The sequence below is a fragment of the Streptomyces sp. NPDC102283 genome, assembly GCF_044766265.1.
In the GTDB taxonomy this organism is placed as follows: Bacteria; Actinomycetota; Actinomycetes; order Streptomycetales; family Streptomycetaceae; genus Streptomyces.
The window spans coordinates 153,260-170,954 of record NZ_JBIWLQ010000019.1 but is presented as its reverse complement, the minus strand read 5'-3'; the positions used below and the strand labels follow the sequence as shown (position 1 = coordinate 170,954).

Annotated in this window: 8 protein-coding genes; 2 read left to right on the top strand and 6 right to left on the bottom strand. The window is 73.4% G+C overall.

Features of this window, described 5'->3' with window-relative positions:
- Positions 1-149: 149 nt before the first annotated feature.
- From ACIRJT_RS31070 to ACIRJT_RS31045, 6 genes are all read right to left on the bottom strand, one after another.
- Complete coding sequence (locus ACIRJT_RS31070; protein ID WP_403915667.1) at positions 150-953, bottom strand: thioesterase II family protein; 804 nt, start codon at positions 951-953, stop codon at positions 150-152.
- A gap of 24 nt (positions 954-977) precedes the next feature.
- The gene (locus ACIRJT_RS31065) at positions 978-2,591 is read right to left on the bottom strand and encodes an acyl-CoA carboxylase subunit beta (RefSeq protein WP_403915665.1); all 1,614 of its coding nucleotides are present in this window, start codon (positions 2,589-2,591) and stop codon (positions 978-980) included.
- Between the two features lie 442 nt (positions 2,592-3,033).
- Positions 3,034-5,502 (bottom strand): BTAD domain-containing putative transcriptional regulator, encoded by a 2,469-nt coding sequence (locus ACIRJT_RS31060; protein ID WP_403915662.1) that lies wholly within the window; start codon positions 5,500-5,502, stop codon positions 3,034-3,036.
- Between the two features lie 219 nt (positions 5,503-5,721).
- A complete protein-coding gene (locus tag ACIRJT_RS31055) occupies positions 5,722-8,031 on the bottom strand; it encodes a BTAD domain-containing putative transcriptional regulator (RefSeq protein WP_403915660.1) in 2,310 nt (769 codons plus the stop codon).
- Positions 8,032-10,860: 2,829 nt separating this feature from the next.
- On the bottom strand, positions 10,861-11,718 hold the full coding sequence (locus tag ACIRJT_RS31050) for a BTAD domain-containing putative transcriptional regulator (RefSeq protein WP_403915657.1): 858 nt from the start codon (positions 11,716-11,718) through the stop codon (positions 10,861-10,863).
- Between the two features lie 1,551 nt (positions 11,719-13,269).
- Positions 13,270-13,911 carry a ScbR family autoregulator-binding transcription factor gene (locus ACIRJT_RS31045; RefSeq protein WP_403915654.1) on the bottom strand — a complete coding sequence of 214 codons (642 nt, stop codon included), beginning with the start codon at positions 13,909-13,911 and terminating at the stop codon, positions 13,270-13,272.
- Positions 13,912-14,083: 172 nt separating this feature from the next.
- Here ACIRJT_RS31045 and ACIRJT_RS31040 point away from each other — a divergent pair, with 172 nt between their 5' ends.
- A complete protein-coding gene (locus tag ACIRJT_RS31040) occupies positions 14,084-14,941 on the top strand; it encodes a ScbA/BarX family gamma-butyrolactone biosynthesis protein (protein ID WP_403915651.1) in 858 nt (285 codons plus the stop codon).
- Positions 14,942-16,478: 1,537 nt separating this feature from the next.
- The gene (locus ACIRJT_RS31035) at positions 16,479-17,687 is read left to right on the top strand and encodes an IS110 family transposase (RefSeq protein ID WP_403915686.1); all 1,209 of its coding nucleotides are present in this window, start codon (positions 16,479-16,481) and stop codon (positions 17,685-17,687) included.
- Positions 17,688-17,695: the final 8 nt, after the last annotated feature.

Sequence of the window (17,695 nt, the reverse complement as noted above, 5' to 3'; positions counted from 1 at the left end):
GGCCGCCCGCGCACCACGCGCGGGCGGCCCCGCCCGTCCGCCCCTCTCCCCCGGTATCCCCCTACGGCAGCCGTCCACGCAGCCGTCCACGCGAAGCGCCCGGCCGGGGAGCCCCGGCCGGGCGCTTGCACCCTCTGGTCGCGGCCCGGTCAGACCGGGCGTGCGGCGGCCGCCGTCCCGCTCGCCCGGTCGAGGTCGCGGCGCAGATCCTCGCGGATCGCCGCGGCCACCTCCGTCACACGGCCGTCGATGTAGAAGTGGCCGCCGGCGAAGACCCGCGTGGTGGAGCCCGTGCCGTTCGTCCCGGCGGCCGCGTGGTCGAGCCAGGTGCGGGCCTCACCGGGGGTGACGAGGGGGTCGGCGTCGCCGATCAGGACGCTGACGGGGCAGTGCAGCGGCGGGCCCGCCGCCCAGGAGTAGCCGCCCAGGGCACGGTAGTCGGAGCGCAGTGCGGGCAGCACCATGGCCATCAGCTCCGGGTCCTCGAGCACGCCGCCGCTGCCGCCGAGCCGCCTGATCTCGGCGGTCAGGGCCGCGTCACCGCGCAGGCCGTCGCTGGGCCCGGGGCCCAGCGACGGCGCGCCGCGGCCCGAGGCGAAGAAGCGCAGCGGCCCCGGGCGCCCGTCGCGGGCCAGCCGCAGGGCGCTCTCGTACGCGACGACGGTGCCCATGCTGTGCCCGAACAGGGCGTAGGGGCGGCCGGATTCGGCGGGCAGTGCCCGGGCGACGAGGCCGGCCAGGCGGTCGACGTCCTCGACGGGGGCCTCGTGGCGGCGGTCCTGACGGCCCGGGTACTGCACGGCCAGCACTTCGACGTCGGGGGCGAGGGCGCGGGCCAGGGACACATAGGCGCTGGCCGCTCCGCCCGCGTGGGGGAAGCAGATCAGCCGCACACCGTGCTCCAGCGCCGGCCCGAACCGGCGCAGCCAGGTGCCGTTGACGTCCTCGTGCATGACTTCAGCTCTCTTTCGTTTCGCTCACACCGGGGGGTTGCCGTGCTTGCGGGAGGGCAGGTCGGCGTGCTTGGAGCGGAGCATGGCGAGCGCGCCGATCAGCACGGTCCTGGTCTCCGCCGGGTCGATGACGTCGTCGATCAGGCCGCGCTCGGCGGCGTAGTAGGGGTGCATCAGCTCGGCCTTGTACTCCTTGACCATGCGGGCGCGCATGTCCTCGGGGTCGTCGGCCGCGGCGATCCGGCGGCGGAAGATGACGTTGGCCGCGCCCTCGGCGCCCATCACCGCGATCTCGTTGGTGGGCCAGGCGTAGGTGACGTCGGCGCCGATGGAGCAGGAGTCCATGACGATGTACGCGCCGCCGTAGGCCTTGCGCAGGATCACCGAGACGCGGGGCACGGTGGCGTTGCAGTACGCGTAGAGCAGCTTCGCGCCGTGCCGGATGATGCCGCCGTGTTCCTGGTCGGTGCCGGGCAGGAAGCCGGGCACGTCCACGAGGGTCACCAGCGCGATGTTGAACGCGTCGCAGAACTGGATGAACCGGGCCGCCTTCTCACTCGCGTGGATGTCGAGGACGCCCGCCGTGGCGATCGGCTGGTTGGCGATCACCCCGGCGACGTGGCCGTCGAGCCGGACGAGCGCGCACACCACGTTCGCGGCCCATGCCCCGTGGACCTCGAAGAGCTCCCCGTCGTCGGCGATCTCCGCGATGACCTCGCGGACGTCGTAGGGCCGGGAGGGCTCGGCGGGCACCAGGTCCAGGAGCCTGCCGGTGCGGCGGCCGGGTGCGTCCGTCGCGGGGGCGCGGGGAGGCATCTCCCGGTTGTTCGACGGCAACATCGACAGCAGGTAGCGGACCTCTTGCAGGCAGGTGGCCTCGTCGTCGTGGACGAAGTGGGCGACGCCCGACGTCCCGGCGTGCACGTCCGCGCCGCCGAGGCCGTTCTGGGTGATCTCCTCGCCGGTGACCGCCTTCACGACGTCGGGTCCGGTGATGAACATCTGCGAGGTCTCACGGACCATGAACACGAAGTCGGTCAGGGCGGGGCTGTAGGCCGCGCCGCCCGCGCACGGGCCGAGTATCACGCTGATCTGCGGGATGACACCGGACGCCCGGGTGTTGCGCTGGAAGATCCCGCCGTAGCCGGCGAGCGCCGTGACGCCTTCCTGGATACGGGCTCCTGCGCCGTCGTTGAGACTGACCAGCGGCGCCCCGGCGGCGAGCGCCATGTCCATGATCTTGTGGATCTTGGCGGCATGGGCCTCGCCCAGCGCCCCGCCGAAGATCCGGAAGTCGTGCGCGTACACGAAGACGGTGCGGTCGTGGACGGTGCCCCAGCCGGTGACCACGCCGTCGCCGTGCGGGCGCTTGTCCTCCAGTCCGAAACCGGTGGCCCTGTGGCGGCGCAGCGGCTGCACTTCCTGGAAGGAATCGCTGTCGAGCAGCAGCTCGATGCGTTCCCGGGCGGTGAGCTTGCCCTTGGCGTGCTGGCGCTCGGTGGCCTTCGGATCGGGGCCCTGCCGGACTCCCTCGCGCAACTCGTGGAGTTCGAAGAGGCGTTGGCGTGAGGTGGGCGTGCGCGGTTCGGCCCGGGGTGCCGCCTGCTGCTGCGGCGGCGGTGTGTCGATGACGGTCATCGGGTTTCCTCCATCGGTGATGTCCCGGGGCCGCGTGCGTCATCGCGGTCGCCCCGTTGGTGATCACGGGGCGCGGAACCGGGGCCGGGATCCGGGCCGGGGCCGGGATCCGGGCCGGGGTCGAGGTCAAGGCCGGGGCCGGGGCCGGTGAGGGAGCCGATCGCGCCCGCGGTGAAGCGCGCCAGCACCTCGATCCCGGGGCTGATCTCGCCTCCGGCCGGCGGCGCCGTCCCGCGCGAGGATGTCTGCGAGCTCGTTCTCGGGCCTCTGCTGCGTATTCGCATGCGTCTCTCCTGACGCCCGCACAGTCGACAGGCAGATGAATTCCATGGAGGCAGCACCACGGTATTGACCTGGCCCTACTGCGCGTCCACCGCACGGTCACGGCCGGGGCGCACGGCCTCGCGGAGGCCCGGTTACCGGCCGGTGACCGCCAGGCGCCTCACCCGGCCGCCGGGTTCCCGCCGGCCGTCTCCGGGCAGTCCTCGAAGCCGTCCCGGCCGCCTCCCGGTCCCTGCGCGCAGGAGACTCCCGCGGGGACGACCCGCTTCCGCAGGGAGTGCACCGCCCCGACGGACGCCAGGGGCTGGAGCGGCCGCAGAGGCTGCGCGGGCCGCCCGGCCGGGATGTCCGGCACCCAGTCGGCCGGGGCCGGGACGGCGGGCGCGAGCGTGACCGTCGTCGTACGCCGCTTCCCGCCGCCCCAGCCGGGCCGCCGCTCGAGCAGCTCGGGACGGCCCGCCACGATCACGAACAGCGGTACGGGAGCGGACAGGTCGGCCAGCCCCTCGATGAAGTCGAGCACGTCGCCGTGCGCGCGGTGCACGTCATCCATGACCAGGACGAGAGGCTGGCGGGCGGCCACGTTCGTGAGGAACTTCTCGCAGGCCTCCAGCGCGTCGCGCGGGCCGGAGCCGGAGCCGTCCGCGCTCTTCAGCCCGAACATGACGGCCAGCCGGGCACCCAGCCACTGGCGCTCCGGCTCGGAGTCGCTCCAGCGGTGCAGGGCTGCCGTCAGTCTGCCGAACGCGGCCGCAGGGGAATCGTCCGGCGAGATGCCGCACAGGGCGGACACCACGCTCCGCAGCACCGGCATCGCATCGTCGCCGGGAAACGCCGGGATACGGGGCATCAGCCACTTCACCGGTTCGGGACGCCCCGCCCAGCCCGCCCGGAACTGCTCCAGGAACCGGGTCTTGCCGACGCCGGGGCTCCCCAGGACCGTGATCAGGTGCGTCGTCCTGCGACGCCACGTCCAGCCCATCAAGCTCTGGACCGCATCGAGTTCGAGCCCGTGGCCCGCCACGGAAAGCTCCGTGGAACGGTCGCGCACACCGTGTATTCCCTCGACCCGCCAGTCGTCCGACGGGCCGCCGGCCGGCCGGTAGGCGACCGTGGCATCGGTCGCCCGGCGCGTGCGGTCGCAGACCAGGATCTCCCCGCCCTGCGCGTTCGAGAGCAGCGACTGGCACCGCTCCACCAGCGCCCCGAACACGGAGGGCGGTGCACCGGCGTCGTCCCGCACCAGCGCTTCCCCGGTGACCACGGCGAGGCTGAGACTGGGGCGCGGCGCCCGGGCCGACTCCCGGCCGGCACGCTCCGCCGCGGCGATGACGCGGTCGCGTACGGCCAGCGCCGCCCGCACCGCACGCTGCTCGCAGTCCTGGGCGCCGCCGAGGCCGAAGACCGCCAGCGACAGCGGCCCGATGGCCAGGGCGAGGGCGCCGCCGCGGTCCTGGACCTCGCCCTGGACCGTGGCGGCGACACCTTCCAGGGCATCGTCGATCTCGGCGAGGTCCAGCCTCTGCGACCCGTCACCGAAATGACTGCGTATCAGAAGCAGGCTCATGTACTGCCGTTCCGCCCCGGCACGCGGCTTCGGCACCCTCGCCGACGGCACGGCCTGGGCGGACGGCACGGCCTGGGCGGACGGCACGGACGGCACGGCCTGGGCGGACGGCACGGACGGCACGGACGGCACGGCCTGGGCGGTGTCGCGCGGGCCGGCGCCCATCGCCCCGGCACGGCGCACAGACGTCTCGACGCGCGGCTCCGTGTGCGGTTCGGCGCGTGGTTCGGCGCGTGCCTCCATGCGCGGCTCGACGCGTACCTCCATGCGCGGTTCGGCGGGCTTCGGCAGTTCCTCGGGGGTGAGCGCCGGATCGTGGGTGAGGATGGCCCGCTGCAGGGACTGCAGTTCACGGCTCGGCTCCAGACCCAGGTCCCTGGCCAGGACGGACCGCAGACGGCTGTACGCGTCCAGGGCCTCGACCTGCCGTCCGCAACGGTACAGAGCGATCACGAGCTGACCGCAGGACCGTTCCCGGAAGGGCTCGGCCGCGACCATCGCGCCGAGGTCGGCGAGCACTTCGTAGTGGCGCCCGCACGCCAGCTGCGCCTCGAAGTAGTCCTCCATCACGTCGAGCTTGGCGTTCTGCACCCCGGTGAGCCCCGGCCAGACGATCCCGGTCTCCACCAGGTCCGCCAGCGCGGGCCCGCGCCACAGGGCCAGCGCGTCCCCGAGCAGCCGGGCGGCCTGCTCCGGCGCACCCGCCCCCAGCCGCGCCCTGCCCTCCTCGACCTTGCGGTGGAACCGGTGCAGATCGACCTGCTCGGGAGCGACGCGCAGCATGTAGCCGGGGGCCTGGGTGACCAGCATCTCCGTGTCCGGCGAACGGCCGTCCGGCGGGAACAGCCCCCGCAGCCCCCACACCGCGTTCTGCAGCACCTTCCGCGCCGTGGGCGGCGCTTCGTCGAACGCCCACAGCGCGTCCTGGAGTTCGCTGACCGCCACCACACGGTTGATCTGCAGCAGCAGGAACCCGAGAGTGGCCCGTTGCTTGGCACCTCCCAGATTCACCGGAATGCCGTCGACCTGGACTTCCAGCGGACCAAGAATCCGAAACTGCATTGCTCCCCCAAACAGTGCCAGCCACTACCGGCCAAGATCTTTCACCATCGTGCAGGAACGCGGTCCAAGCCCACACAAACCTCGTGCAAGGACCGGCCGTCCACCCCGCCGCAGCCGGCAGGCCCCTGACGGCGCGGCACCCGCACGGCCACCCGCACGGCCCCTGCTGCGTACACCGCGACGGCACGGGACGCACCGGCGGGAATCCGGCGGGCTGTCCTACGTCACCGTCCGTGTGCCCTCGCTGCGCGCGGCGGACAGCAGGAACTCCACGAGCTGTTCGTTGGTGACGCGCTCCGGCCTGTCCAGGGTGACCGTGGTGGCATGGCTCTTGCCCCCCGCCCAGTTCGGACGGCGCATCAGCAGCTCGGGCCTGGCGGCCGCGACCACGAAGAGCGCCCCCGCTGCCGAGGCCTCGGCGATCTCCCCGAAGGTGTTCAGCACCAGGTCGTCGGCACGGTGCAGGCCGTCGACGCACAGCACCAGGAGCTCGTGCTGCGCCGCCTCCTGGAGGAACTGGCCCCAGGCGTCCAGCATGGGCGCGGTGAGGGGGACACGGACCGCGGAAGAAACAGAGGAAGCAGAGGAAGCAGGGGAGGTGCGGGAGGTTTGGGAGGTGTGGGAGGCCAGGAGGGGCCGCAACTGGGACAGCAGTTGCTCCGCTGTCCGTTCGGAGGGGAACAGCCTGCGCACGGTACGGCTGAGCGCGGCCTGTGCCGTCGCCCGGTCGTCCGTCTGTCCGATGCCGCAGTAGCCCACGAGGATCTGCGCCAGGACGGTCAGCGGGGAGTCCTCCCCCTGCGGCGAGACCTGTCCCAGGAGGATCCGGGGCTCGCCCGGCCGCCGTGCGACCCAGCGCTCGAAGTCGCGCAGCAGCCGGCTCTTGCCCGTGCCGCCCTGTCCGAGGACGGTCACCAGGTGGGGCACGCCCCTGGCCTGCGTACGCTTCAAGAGGCCGCGCAGGATGTCGAGTTCGTACGCGTCGCCGCCCGTCTCCTCCCCCGGCCGCTCCTTCCCGCGGACGCCCAGCGCCTGCCAGCTGCCGGAGGCCGCGTCGGCGCACCGGTACAGGACGGTGTGCTCGCTGGCCCTGCGGACCGTTTCGCTGACCCGTACCTCGCCCGCCGGCGCGTCGGCGAGCAGCGTCTGGCACTCGTCGAGCACGGCGCCGGCCACGGTCGGGGCGTCGGCCGTTCCCCTGCGGCGCAGCAGCACGTCCCCCATGGTCACGGCGGCGTGCACGGTCAGCTGAGCCGTGTCGGAGCCCGGCCCCGTGCACACGTCGAGCACCTCGCGGATCGCCAGCGCGGCGAGGACGGCCTGTGCGGCGTCGTCGTCGCGGGGGTCGTCGAGGCCGAACAGGGCGAGGGAGACGGATCCGATCGAGGCGGTCAGGGTCCCGCCGAACCGCTCCACCTGCCCCCGGACCAGCTGGGTGATGCCGTCCAGCAGGTCGTCGAGTTCCTGGGCGGGTCCGTCGGTGATGGACGGAGCGAGCCGGGTGCGTATGGAGACGACGGCGGCACGGCGGCGGTTGGAGGCGGCACGGGGCTCCCGCGCCGCGGCGAAGGCGGCGGAGGCGGAGGCGGAGGCCGCGGAGGCGGAGGCCGCGGTGGTGGTGGTTGCGGCGGTGGTGGTGGTTGCGGCGGTGGTGGTGGTTGCGGCGGTGGTGGTGGTTGCGGCAGGAGTGGGGGCGGCGGGCGTGGTGACCGCGGGAGTCGCACCGGGCTGCGGGGCCTCGGCGGCCGCGGTCGTCAGCGGTGCGTACATCTGCGCGCGGGTCAGGGACAGAGCGGGGTCCTGGGCGAGGATCGCCTGCTGGAGCTGCTGCAGCCCGCGGCCGGGTTCGAGCCCCAGGTTCTCGACCAGGACGGCCCGTACCCTGCTGTACAGGTGGAGCGCGTCCGCCTGCCGTCCGCACCGGTACAGCGCGAGCATCAGCTGACCGCACGACCGCTCGCGCAGCGGCTCGGCCTGCACCATCGCCTCCAGCTCGGACAGGACCGCGTGGTGGCGCCCGCAGGCGAGCTGCGCGTCGAAGTAGTCCTCCATGGCATCCAGCCGGGTGTTCTGGACGGCGGCCAGCTCGGGCCACTGGATCCCGGCCTCCACCAGGTCGGCCAGGGCGGGCCCGCGCCACAGCGTCAGCGCGTCGCGCAGCAGCACGGACGCCGGCTCGGCCGCTCCCCTGGCCAGTTGCTCACGCCCCTGGGCGACCCAGGTGTGGAACAGGTGCAGGTCCACCTGCCCGGGGTCCACGCGCATCATGTAGCCGGGCGGCTGGGTGAGCAGTGTCGCCGCGGTCCCTCCCCGGGGGCCGCGGGCGGTGTCCGCCGACGCCAGTACGCCGCGCAGTCCGTAGACCGCGTTCTGCAGAATCTTGCGCGCGGTGGTGGGGGCGTCGTCCACCCCCCACAGCGCGTTCAGTAACTGGCTGGTGGCCACGACCTTGTTGGCCTGGAGCAGCAGGAAACCGAGCGTGGCCCGCTGTTTGGTGCCCCCCAGACCCACCGCTCGTCCATCGTCCACGACCTGCATCGGCCCCAGCATTCGGAACTGCATCGCACCCCCAACTCGATACCTGCGTACCCGAGTAATGGACCCGGCCTCCGGCTGGTGCACGCCGGGCCGATAGCGCCCTGGCGACCGGGATCCCCCTCTCCATGGTGCAGGGCCCTGCTCCAAGCCCACACAAACCTGGGACAAGGACCGGGCTCCCACCCCGCCCACGCAGCCTCCGGGGGGCGCCACGGCACGGAACCGGGCCGGGTCGCTTCCGGCGGTACCGGGGCCGGATCGCTTCCGGCACCGCCGGAACGGCCCGCTTCCCCGGATACGGTCATCAGGTGCCGTGCCCCTGCCGCACCGGCCGGGACGCCGGGGCCGGTGTCGGTGCCGGCCGCGGCCGGGACACCGGCTGTGGACCACGGCCGCGGCACGGTCGCCGTCGAGGTGGGTCACCGCGCCCACGGCACCGGCCGCCCGCACACGGGGCGGCCCGCCGGTCCGGCAGAACCGGCGCAGCGGGGACACCGATGCCCGCGGAGGCCTGCCGTGCCAGGGCCCGCACCGGGCCCGGTGCGGGGACGGGCCCGGTGCGGGGACGGGCCCGGTGCGGGGACGGGCCCGGTGCGGCTGCCGGGGAACACCCGTGCCGGCAGCCGCTGTTCGCCGGTAAGGAGCGCGCCGCCGGGGGCGCTGTGGGGCCGCCCCCGGCGGCCGGCGGGCCCTGGCCGTTCGCGTGCGGTCATCTCGCGGGCCTCCTCCGCTCCGTCCGGCCCGGAACGCAAGGCAGGGCGGGGCGGCGGTGTTCCCGTTCCCCGATCACCGTCCCGCGCGGTGGACAGACAATGCCCCGGGCCCGCATCACCTCCGCCGCCCGTGCGAATCCGGCGATGGCGCCACCGGCACACCGCACGCCACCGCGCACCGCTTCGGGCCGGGGGCGGGCGTACGGGCCGGCCGGCGGACCGAGGTGGCCATGACCAGCGGCGCACCCCGGTCCGCCGGCCGGCCGGGGCAAGGTGCACTCCGTGTCCCGGTGCGGGGCGGCCCGACCGGGATCAGACCGGGCTCCCCTCCGGGCCGGATGTGCGGGCCGGCGTACCGATCACGGACGTTCCTCCGCACGGGGGGCTTCGGGGACGTGAGGCTCAGGACCTCGACCGGCCGCATCGGGCCGGCACCGGCCGGGGGCACCACGGCCCGGCTCGGCATGAACACAGGCATCGGCCGCGACCGTGCCTCCCCCGGCGGCTCCGCAGGGTCAGGGGCCGCCGGGTCAGGGGCCGCCGGGGAAACCGCCCAGGCGCACACCCAGACCCCCGTGCGGCGGCATCGTCACCGGTGGTGCCGCCCTGGAGCAACCGGCCGGCACCGTCCGGCAATCCTCGGGTAATCGACGGGGCATCGTCCGGTCGTCGCGTGGCAGGTCCTCCGTAACCGGCCGGCCATCACCGAGTAATCGCCCCCGCGCCGAGCCGGAAGAACAACAGACGTGAACCGGCCCCCTCGCCCTTCCCACGGAACGTTGCCCGGCCCGGGGCGAAGCCGCACGGAGAGCGGGGCCGATGACCTGGATGAGGAACCACGACGGACACACCGGCCGGCCCGGTGATCCGCGGCGGCCCCGCCGGCTCCCGCCTCACCTCCCGGTACACGCTCCTGCACCTCCCGGCGCCCGGCGCCCGGTGAACCCGAGGCGGGAGACCGCTGCGGAGCACTTGACCGCGAGGGAGCGGCAGGGCCGGGAAAACGGTCCGGTCGGGGTGTTCGCGCACCCGTTCGCGCGCTGATGATCTGCGGGCTCCCCCGGGTATCCTCCGCGACGCGACGCGCCTTGCGACGGCCCCGAGTTCCTCGGGAGCTGTCGAGCGGGCCGACCCGCCCTCGTAACAGGTACGAGGAGGGCCGACCGCCCTCGACACGCACACAAAGGGCCCGTACGCCGCGTACACCGGGCTGCTGGACCGGCCGCGGGAACTCACCCTGGCCAGGCGGGCCGGGCGGGGGGCCGGGCCGGGCGGGCCGGTGGTCTGCTCGGCGATCCGGCGCACGGCGGCAGCCCGGGCGCGAGGAGTTCTCCGGGAACCGGCGCCGCCGCCCCACGGGCCCGCCGCACCGCCGGTACGAGGCCGGGCGGGGGCGTTTGCGGCGAGGGCGCGGCAGACGTTGTCCCTCACCGCGCGGCCGGGCTCGACGGAGCCGGCGCCAGGGTGCCCGGCCCCGACACGCGGTTCCGCACGGTGTCCACGACCGGACCGGACCGGACCCGACCGGACCGGACCGGATCAAATCGGGCGGCGCTGAGCGCAGATCGGTGGTTTGCGCGCAGACCGGGACCGGGACACCGGGCGGTGGTGTGAGCGGACCTGCGGCGAGTACGGTCCCCGCACAGCGGGCTGCTGACGGTCAGACCCATGGACGCGGGCCCTGCGATGACCGGACCGGTGTCCCGTGCGCGAGGATGCCCGGCGGTGGCGCCCGGGCCTGTGCCGGGCAGCAGCCGCCGCCCCCGGCACCGCCGTGACCACCGCCGCGTCCAACACCGTCGCCGCGACCAGCACCGTCGCCGCAGCAGCCGCCGTGGCCGCAGCCGCCGCAGCCACTGTGGCTGCGGCCGTGGCTGCGGCCGGGAGGGTCGTGGCCCGCCCGGGTCCCCGACCTGCGGTGCGGCACCTCGTCGGTGCCGAGGTGTACGCGACGGCGCGGCGGGGCCGGCGGCGTCCGTCTGCGCGAGCTGACCGTCCAGGCCGCCCACGGCACCGCCCGCCGGCCTCCGGGGAGCTGGTGCGGCAGTCCGGGCCCGGAGCCGCGCGCCGTGCGGCCGAGAGCGACGCGGACCGGCTTTCGTGCCGGTCAGCTCGCGTAGGCGGACGGGAGCCGGGCGGGCAGGGACGCGACCGATGAGCGCAGCTCCTGCCCCTGGTCCCTGCGGCGCAGCCGCAACGGCTCGTCGCGCCCGGTGGCGTTGAGGATCTCGGACTGGATCCTGCGCAGGTCGGACGAGGGTTCGAGTCCCAGCTCGCTCTTGAGGATCTGGTAGAGGTTCCGGTAGGCCTGCAGCGCCTCGGCCCTGCGGCCGGCGTGGTAGAGCCCGGTGATGAGCTGGCCGTGGAACCACTCGTGGAGCGGGAACTCCTCGACCAGGGAGCGCAGGTCGGGCAGCAGCTCACGCCGCCTGCCGAGTCCGCTCTCCACCTCGATGCGCATTTCCAGGGCGCGGATGCGGAGCTCCTCGACCCGGGCGATCCGGCCCGCGAGCACGGTCCCGAACGGGACGCTGCTCAGTACGGGTCCGCGCCACAGGGCCAGGGCGCGGTTCAAGTGGTCGCCCGCGCACTCCAGCCGGCCCTGGTCGACCTCCCAGCGGGCGCGTCTGACGTACTGCTCGAAGGTGCTGACGTCGACCTCGTCGTCGCCGACCCGGGCCTCGTACCCGGGCGCCTTGGTGACCAGCAGGTTCCGGCCCGGCGACGTCACCTGTTCGTCCTCGAACATCCGGCGTGCGTGGTAGACGTGCGTCTGCAGCGTTCTGAGCGCGCTGCGCGGCGGGCTCTGCCCCCACAGTTCCTGGATCAGCAGGTCCGTCGCGACGGCCTCGCGCGGCTGGAGCGCGAGCAGCGCGAGCATCCGGGAGATCTTCGGCGCGTTGGGCGCATACCGCCTGCCGTCATCGGCGACGATTTCGAACGGACCGATGAGGTTGAACTGCACTGCACACACTCCTGTTCCGGGGCTCAGGCGCCCGTGTAGTGCGTAACCCAACGTGACGTGGGGCACGGCGAACGACTTCCGCGGGCAACCTGGTGGCAGTGCTCAACCATGCCAGGGTACCGATCGGTAGGTATGTTTCTGTGGCTGACGTCACCGGCCCGCCCGCCAGGGACCGCGCCCGCCCCGGCCGGCACTCCCCCTTCGCGAGCACAGCCGTGACACGGGCGAGGGATCACGGCGCGGCGCGGCACCGCCGGCCGCCGAGGGAACACCCCTCGAAGTCCCGCACCCCCGCACCCGATCGGACACCGGGCCGGACACAGAGGCGGACGCCGGAACAGGCGCGGGTGCCGGGGTGGGCGCGGGTGCCGGAACAGGCGCGGGTGCCGGGGTGGGCACAGGGGCGAGCGCGGGGGTGGGCGCAGGGGTAGATGCCGGGGTGGGCGCAGGTGCGGGTGCGGGGGTGGGTGCGGGGGTGGGTGCGGGTGCGGGGGTGGGTGCGGGGGTGAGGTCCCGTGCGGCGGTGCCCGGAGGGCGGGCCTGCCGCGGCGGGCCGGCCGGCGGGAGGCCCGTGGCGCCGGCCGGCCGCAGACCGGGGCCACCGCCCTCCCCCGCCGGCCGTCCGGCCGTCGACTCCGCCCTCCGGCTCCGCGGACCGCGGGGCAGACACCCCGGCGCCCCCGCCACGTGCGGCGTATGCGTCACGAACGGCGTGTGCGGGGCGTGCGGCGCCGCACGTGAGGGCGGTGCCGCGGCGGCCGGTGTGTGCGGCGCGCCCGCCCGGGCCGGGGGGCGCGGCGGGGGCGCGGCGGCCGCCGCCCGCCCGGCACCGCGGTGACTCCCCCCGTACCGGGGCCGTACGAAGCTGCCGGTTCCCGGGCGGGCCGGGGGGCAGGCCGGGGCGGCGGACTCCCGGGTGTCCGGGGGGAGCTGACGGGCGGTCCGGGCCGTGTCCGCCCCTGCGGCACCCGCGATCGCGGGCCCGGGCGGGAGCCCGGCGGCGGCACGTGCCCCGGCGGCCGTGTTCCGCAGGGCGCCGCGGCCCGGAGCGCCCGGCCCCGCCGCCGCGTACCGCCGCGCCTGCGGCCGCGTGCCGCCGCCCGGCGGGGCGAAGAGCGGCCGCGGCGCCGGGCCGGGAGCTCGTGCGACCTCGCGCCCGGGCGGCCTGCGTTCGCGCGCACCCATCCTCATCACCCATCCCCCGTTGCTTGCGAGCGTGACCTGCCGCCCAGCACAAATAAACCACTCAATCGGTTTTTTGAGTAGGTCTTTTCTCGATCCGGGACCCGTCGCGCACACGGCCCGTCCGCGGTTGTGCAGAAGTATCCGCAGGTCGTGAAGGGTTACACCGCGGCGGAGGCGGTCATCCAGGGCATCCCGGGGGCGGTAAACATACCGACTGTTATTTAACACGCTGCTTACGCTTCCCAAAGGACAGGAGGAGAACGGGAGCGGAGCGGGCGGAAAAGCCTCGGGGCGGTTCTTCCGTGCACCTCTGTCCCAGGTGCACGGAAGAACCGCCCCGATCCAACACCCCGCCCGGGCCCTGCGTCAGCCGTCGGCCGCCCGGAAGTCCGCCAGCAGGCGCTCGGCCCTGTACGGCGACAGGTCCAGCTTCGCCAGCACCCCCGGAGTCACCAGGTTCGGCAGGACGAGGTGGAAGAGCTCCGATATCTCGGCCGACAGGCCCGGGCGCTCGGGCAGCGCTTCGGACACCATCTGCACACCGGTCCACGCCCCCACGAACAGCCGGGCCGTCACCCGGGGTTCGACGTGCACCTGCAGCTCGCCGCGCTGCTTCGCCTCGGTGAGCAGCCGCGTCCCCAGCTCGGTCCATCCCGGCCAGGGAGTGCCGAAGAGATCCCTGGCCCGGGGATCGACGGACAGCCTGACCGAGGCGCTGAGCAGCGGCTCGCCGGGCAGGCGGTGCGCCAGGACGAGCGCGGCGTCGATCCACTCCTGGACCTTGAGCGCCTGCGGGGCGACACCGTCCGTCGTCACCGCCTCGGCCAGCACGCCCCGCGCCAGCTCCTCCTTCGACGTGAAATGGAAGTACAGCGCTCCCCGGGTGAGTTGGGACCGCTCAAGGATCATGGAAATGGACGCCGCCCCGTAACCGAACTCGTTGAAGACTTCCGCGGCCGCTTCCAGGAAGACTCTGCGCGTCCGGACTGCACGTTCCTGTCTCGCCAACTGATTCCCCATACTTGACCTGGCCTTTACCTACGGTTGAAAAAGACCGGTGGATCGGTATTCTAACAGCGCAACTCCTGCATCAAGTTGTCGCATCTCGGGGGGACCGATCATGTCCGAAACAACTTCCTGCCTGACTCCGCCGCATACCGGCACCGAGGGCCCAGGACCCGTGGCACCCAAGGAGTACGCGCACCTGCGCCACCAGGACAGGGTCCTCATAGGAAGCTGGGCCCGGCGGGAGCCCGACGCGTTCCGCCTCACCGCCCTGTGGCCCGCACCCACCGGCGGCAGCGCCTACGACGCACGCCTGGTCACCCAGACCATCCGGCAGGCCGGACTGGTCGTCGCCCACGCCGAGTACGGCGCCCCGCTGACCCACCAGACCCTGCTCTACACCTTCAACTACCGTGCCGCACCCGGCTTCCGCGCCCCCCGGGGCCGCCCCCTGCCGCTGACCGTCGAGGTCAGGGCGACAGGGAAGAAGCAGAAGGGCAGAGCGACCACCGCACTGACCCTGGACATCCAGATCCTCCAGGACGGCATCACCCTCTTCCACGCCGACTCGTCATTCGGCTGGGTGTCCCCGCCCGCCTACCGGCGGCTCCGCGGCGACCACCACACGGTCGACTGGGCACAGTGGGACGTCCCCAGCCCCGTGCCGCCCCCCACCGTCGGCCACACCGCCCCCACCGACGTACTCCTCGCACCCACCGCGACCCCCCACTGCTGGCAACTGCGCAACGACACCGCCAACACCCTCCTCTACGACCACCCGGTCGACCACGTCCCCGGACTCGTCCTGATCGAAGCAGCCCTGCAAGCAGCACACGCCACCGGCACCCCCGCCGCCTTCCACCCCACCGAAGTCCTCACCTCCTTCGACCGGTACGTCGAATTCGACACACCGTGCTGGATCGAAGCCCAGCCCACCCCTCCCCCCAGCACCACCGAAACCACCCTCCTGATCACCGGCACCCAGAACGGCAGAACCGCCTTCCACACCAAACTCACCGGCACCTACCGCTGACACACCCACCACCACCCCCGCCCTCCGCCAGAAAATGGCGCACCCCCGGGCCCGGCCCCGGCACCCCGAGGACGGGACACCCGCCACCGGGCCCCCGCTGTCCGCGACGGGAAACCCACAGGCCCGCCACAAGCCCCGCCGGCCGGTCACACGGCGTGATCAACCGTGGCCGTGCGAACAGACACCGCCGGAAACACCGACCGGCAGGCCCCGGCCCCACTCCAGCACCGTCCGGGCCCACCAGCATGCCGCCGGGACCCGAAAAAAGAGAGGGCATCACGGCCCGGCGCCGGGCCGCGATGCGGGGCGACCAGCAAGATCCATCCGACCCGTGACGGCCGCGGCCACCCGCCCGCCACGGGCCGTCACGGGCCGCCACGGGCCGCCACGGGCCGCCACGGGCCGCCATACCAACGACCGCACCCGGTTCACCACCGTGATGGAGCCGATACCTGTACCACGGCCCGGGCCCGGACGGCCGCGCGTCCGGCCCGGTCACCTCTCCAGCGACAAGGACCGCAGCTCCAAGCCCGTCCGAGCCCGGCTCCGACGGCGCGGCACCGGACACACCGCCCCCGAACGCGCCGACCAGGCCCGGACCCGCCACCGGCACGGCAGCCAGGAAAGCCGCCCGCCCCCTTTCAACAAGCAGACCCACAAGCGACGCCACACCACGCAACGGCCCTTCACCCGCCTCGAGCAGTGACGCGACAACGCCACCCGCCACGCCAACACCGCCCAGCCCCGCGAAGTAGCAGTCACCCACGCCCCACTCCTGATGCCGGTGCGAAACCAAGAGCAATCCCCACAAGGGCGGCTCCACGGAATACCCGCACCCGCCCCCAGGGACAGACCTGGGCCTCAACTCGGCAACGCGCTGTTCCGCCACCACGGGATGGACGGCGATCGCCCCGTCCGCCCGCCCCCGCAGGACCAGGACCCCGCACAGCACCTCACGCGCCTTGACCGTGCCCACGGCCCGCAGTTCATCGGCGCCACCATCACAACCGCCGGCCCTCCCGAGACGGCCGGCCCCGACCCGACGATCCGGGGACCGGACCAGAGGCGGCCAGGAACCGCCACGGCGATCGCCCCGTCGCCGCACCCGAGGCCGCCGGGCGCCCAGGCCCGCCACCCGTACGGGAACACCTCGTGACCGCGACGGGACACAACCCCTGGGCGCCCGACCAGACAGAACAGCCCCTCGGAGCGGCCGAACAGCGGACGGACCAGTGCAGCCAGACGGTCGGAGCAGTCCTACCAGCCGAAACCAGGCACCACGACAACAACCACACCGCCCAGCCCCCCCATTACCTTTTTGGTGGCCCCGCAACGGGGCTACCGGCCTCCGGGCCCGGCATGACTTCCCCCCCCTTGTTAACCATGATCCGGGGGGTGGTGTCACCGGGCCCGGAGGCACTGACTGACCGCTGATTAGAGGCATGACCACCGACTCTTCGCAGGTCGGGAGGCTCTTCGTAATGTGGATGTGGCGATCGGTGCCGTGGACGAGGCCGGGCAGAAGCACGACCGGAGGATGCACGTGATCGAGACCGGCGACATCGACGTCTTCCTCGGCCTGGACGTCGGCAAGGGCGAACACCACGCCACCGCCGTCACCCCGGCCGGGAAGAAGGCGTTCGACAAACGCCTGCCCAACACCGAGCCCAAGCTCCGCGAGCTGTTCGCGAAACTCCAGGCCAAGCACGGGACGGTGCTGGTCGTGGTCGACCAGCCGGCCTCGATCGGAGCCCTGCCGCTCGCGGTCGCCCGGGACATGGGCTGCCCCGTCGCCTACCTGCCCGGCCTGACGATGCGGCGGATCGCCGACCTCTACCCCGGCGAGGCCAAGACCGACGCGAAGGACGCGTTCATCATCGCCGACGCCGCCCGCGCGATGCCTCACACCCTGCGCTCGGTCGACCTCGCAGACGAGACGATCGCCGAGCTGGAGATGATCGTCGGCTTCGACGACGACCTGACCGGTGAGGCCACCCGCGTCGCGAACCGGCTCCACGGCCTGCTCACCCAGATCCACCCGTCCCTGGAGCGGGTGCTGGGCCCGCGGTTGCAACACCCGGCCGTCCTGGCCCTGCTGGAACGATTCGGGTCACCGGCCCAGATCCGCAAGGCAGGCCGCCGACGGCTGATCACGCTGCTGCGGCCGAAGGCACCGCGGATGGCCGAACGCCTGGTCGAGGACATATTCACCGCGCTGGACGAGCAGACCGTGGTGGTTCCCGGCACCGAAGCGGCCGCACTCATCGTCCCGAGCCTGGCCGGCTCGCTCGCCGCCGTCCTCGACCAGCGCAAACTCCTGGCCGGGCGGATCGAGGAACTGCTGGAGGCCCCCCCTCTTTCCCAGGTCCTGATCTCGATGCCGGGAGTCGGGATCAGGACCGGAGCCAGGATCCTCATCGAAGTCGGCGACGGCAGCAGCTTCCCCTCCGCCGCCCACCTCGCCGCCTACGCAGGACTCGCCCCAGCAACCCGCAACTCAGGCTCCTCGATCCGAGGCGAACAGCCATCCCGAAGAGGAAACAAACAGCTCAAACGGGCCTTCTTCCTCTCCGCCTTCGCAGCCCTCGGCGACCCGGCATCCCGGGCCTACTACGACAAGAAGATCGGCCAGGGCAAGCACCACACCCAGGCTCTGCTCTGCCTCGCCCGACGCCGGGCCGACGTCCTCTTCGCCATGCTCCGCGACGGCACCTTCTATGAAGCCCGAGCGACCACGACCGCGTGAGATACCTG

Excerpts from the sequence above, each read along its gene's own strand:
- ACIRJT_RS31070 (WP_403915667.1), bottom strand. The coding sequence starts at position 953 with ATGCACGAGGACGTCAACGGCACCTGGCTGCGCCGGTTCGGGCCGGCG.
- ACIRJT_RS31065 (WP_403915665.1), bottom strand. The coding sequence starts at position 2,591 with ATGACCGTCATCGACACACCGCCGCCGCAGCAGCAGGCGGCACCCCGG.
- ACIRJT_RS31035 (WP_403915686.1), top strand. The coding sequence starts at position 16,479 with ATGCACGTGATCGAGACCGGCGACATCGACGTCTTCCTCGGCCTGGAC.
- ACIRJT_RS31060 (WP_403915662.1), bottom strand. The coding sequence starts at position 5,502 with ATGCAGTTTCGGATTCTTGGTCCGCTGGAAGTCCAGGTCGACGGCATT.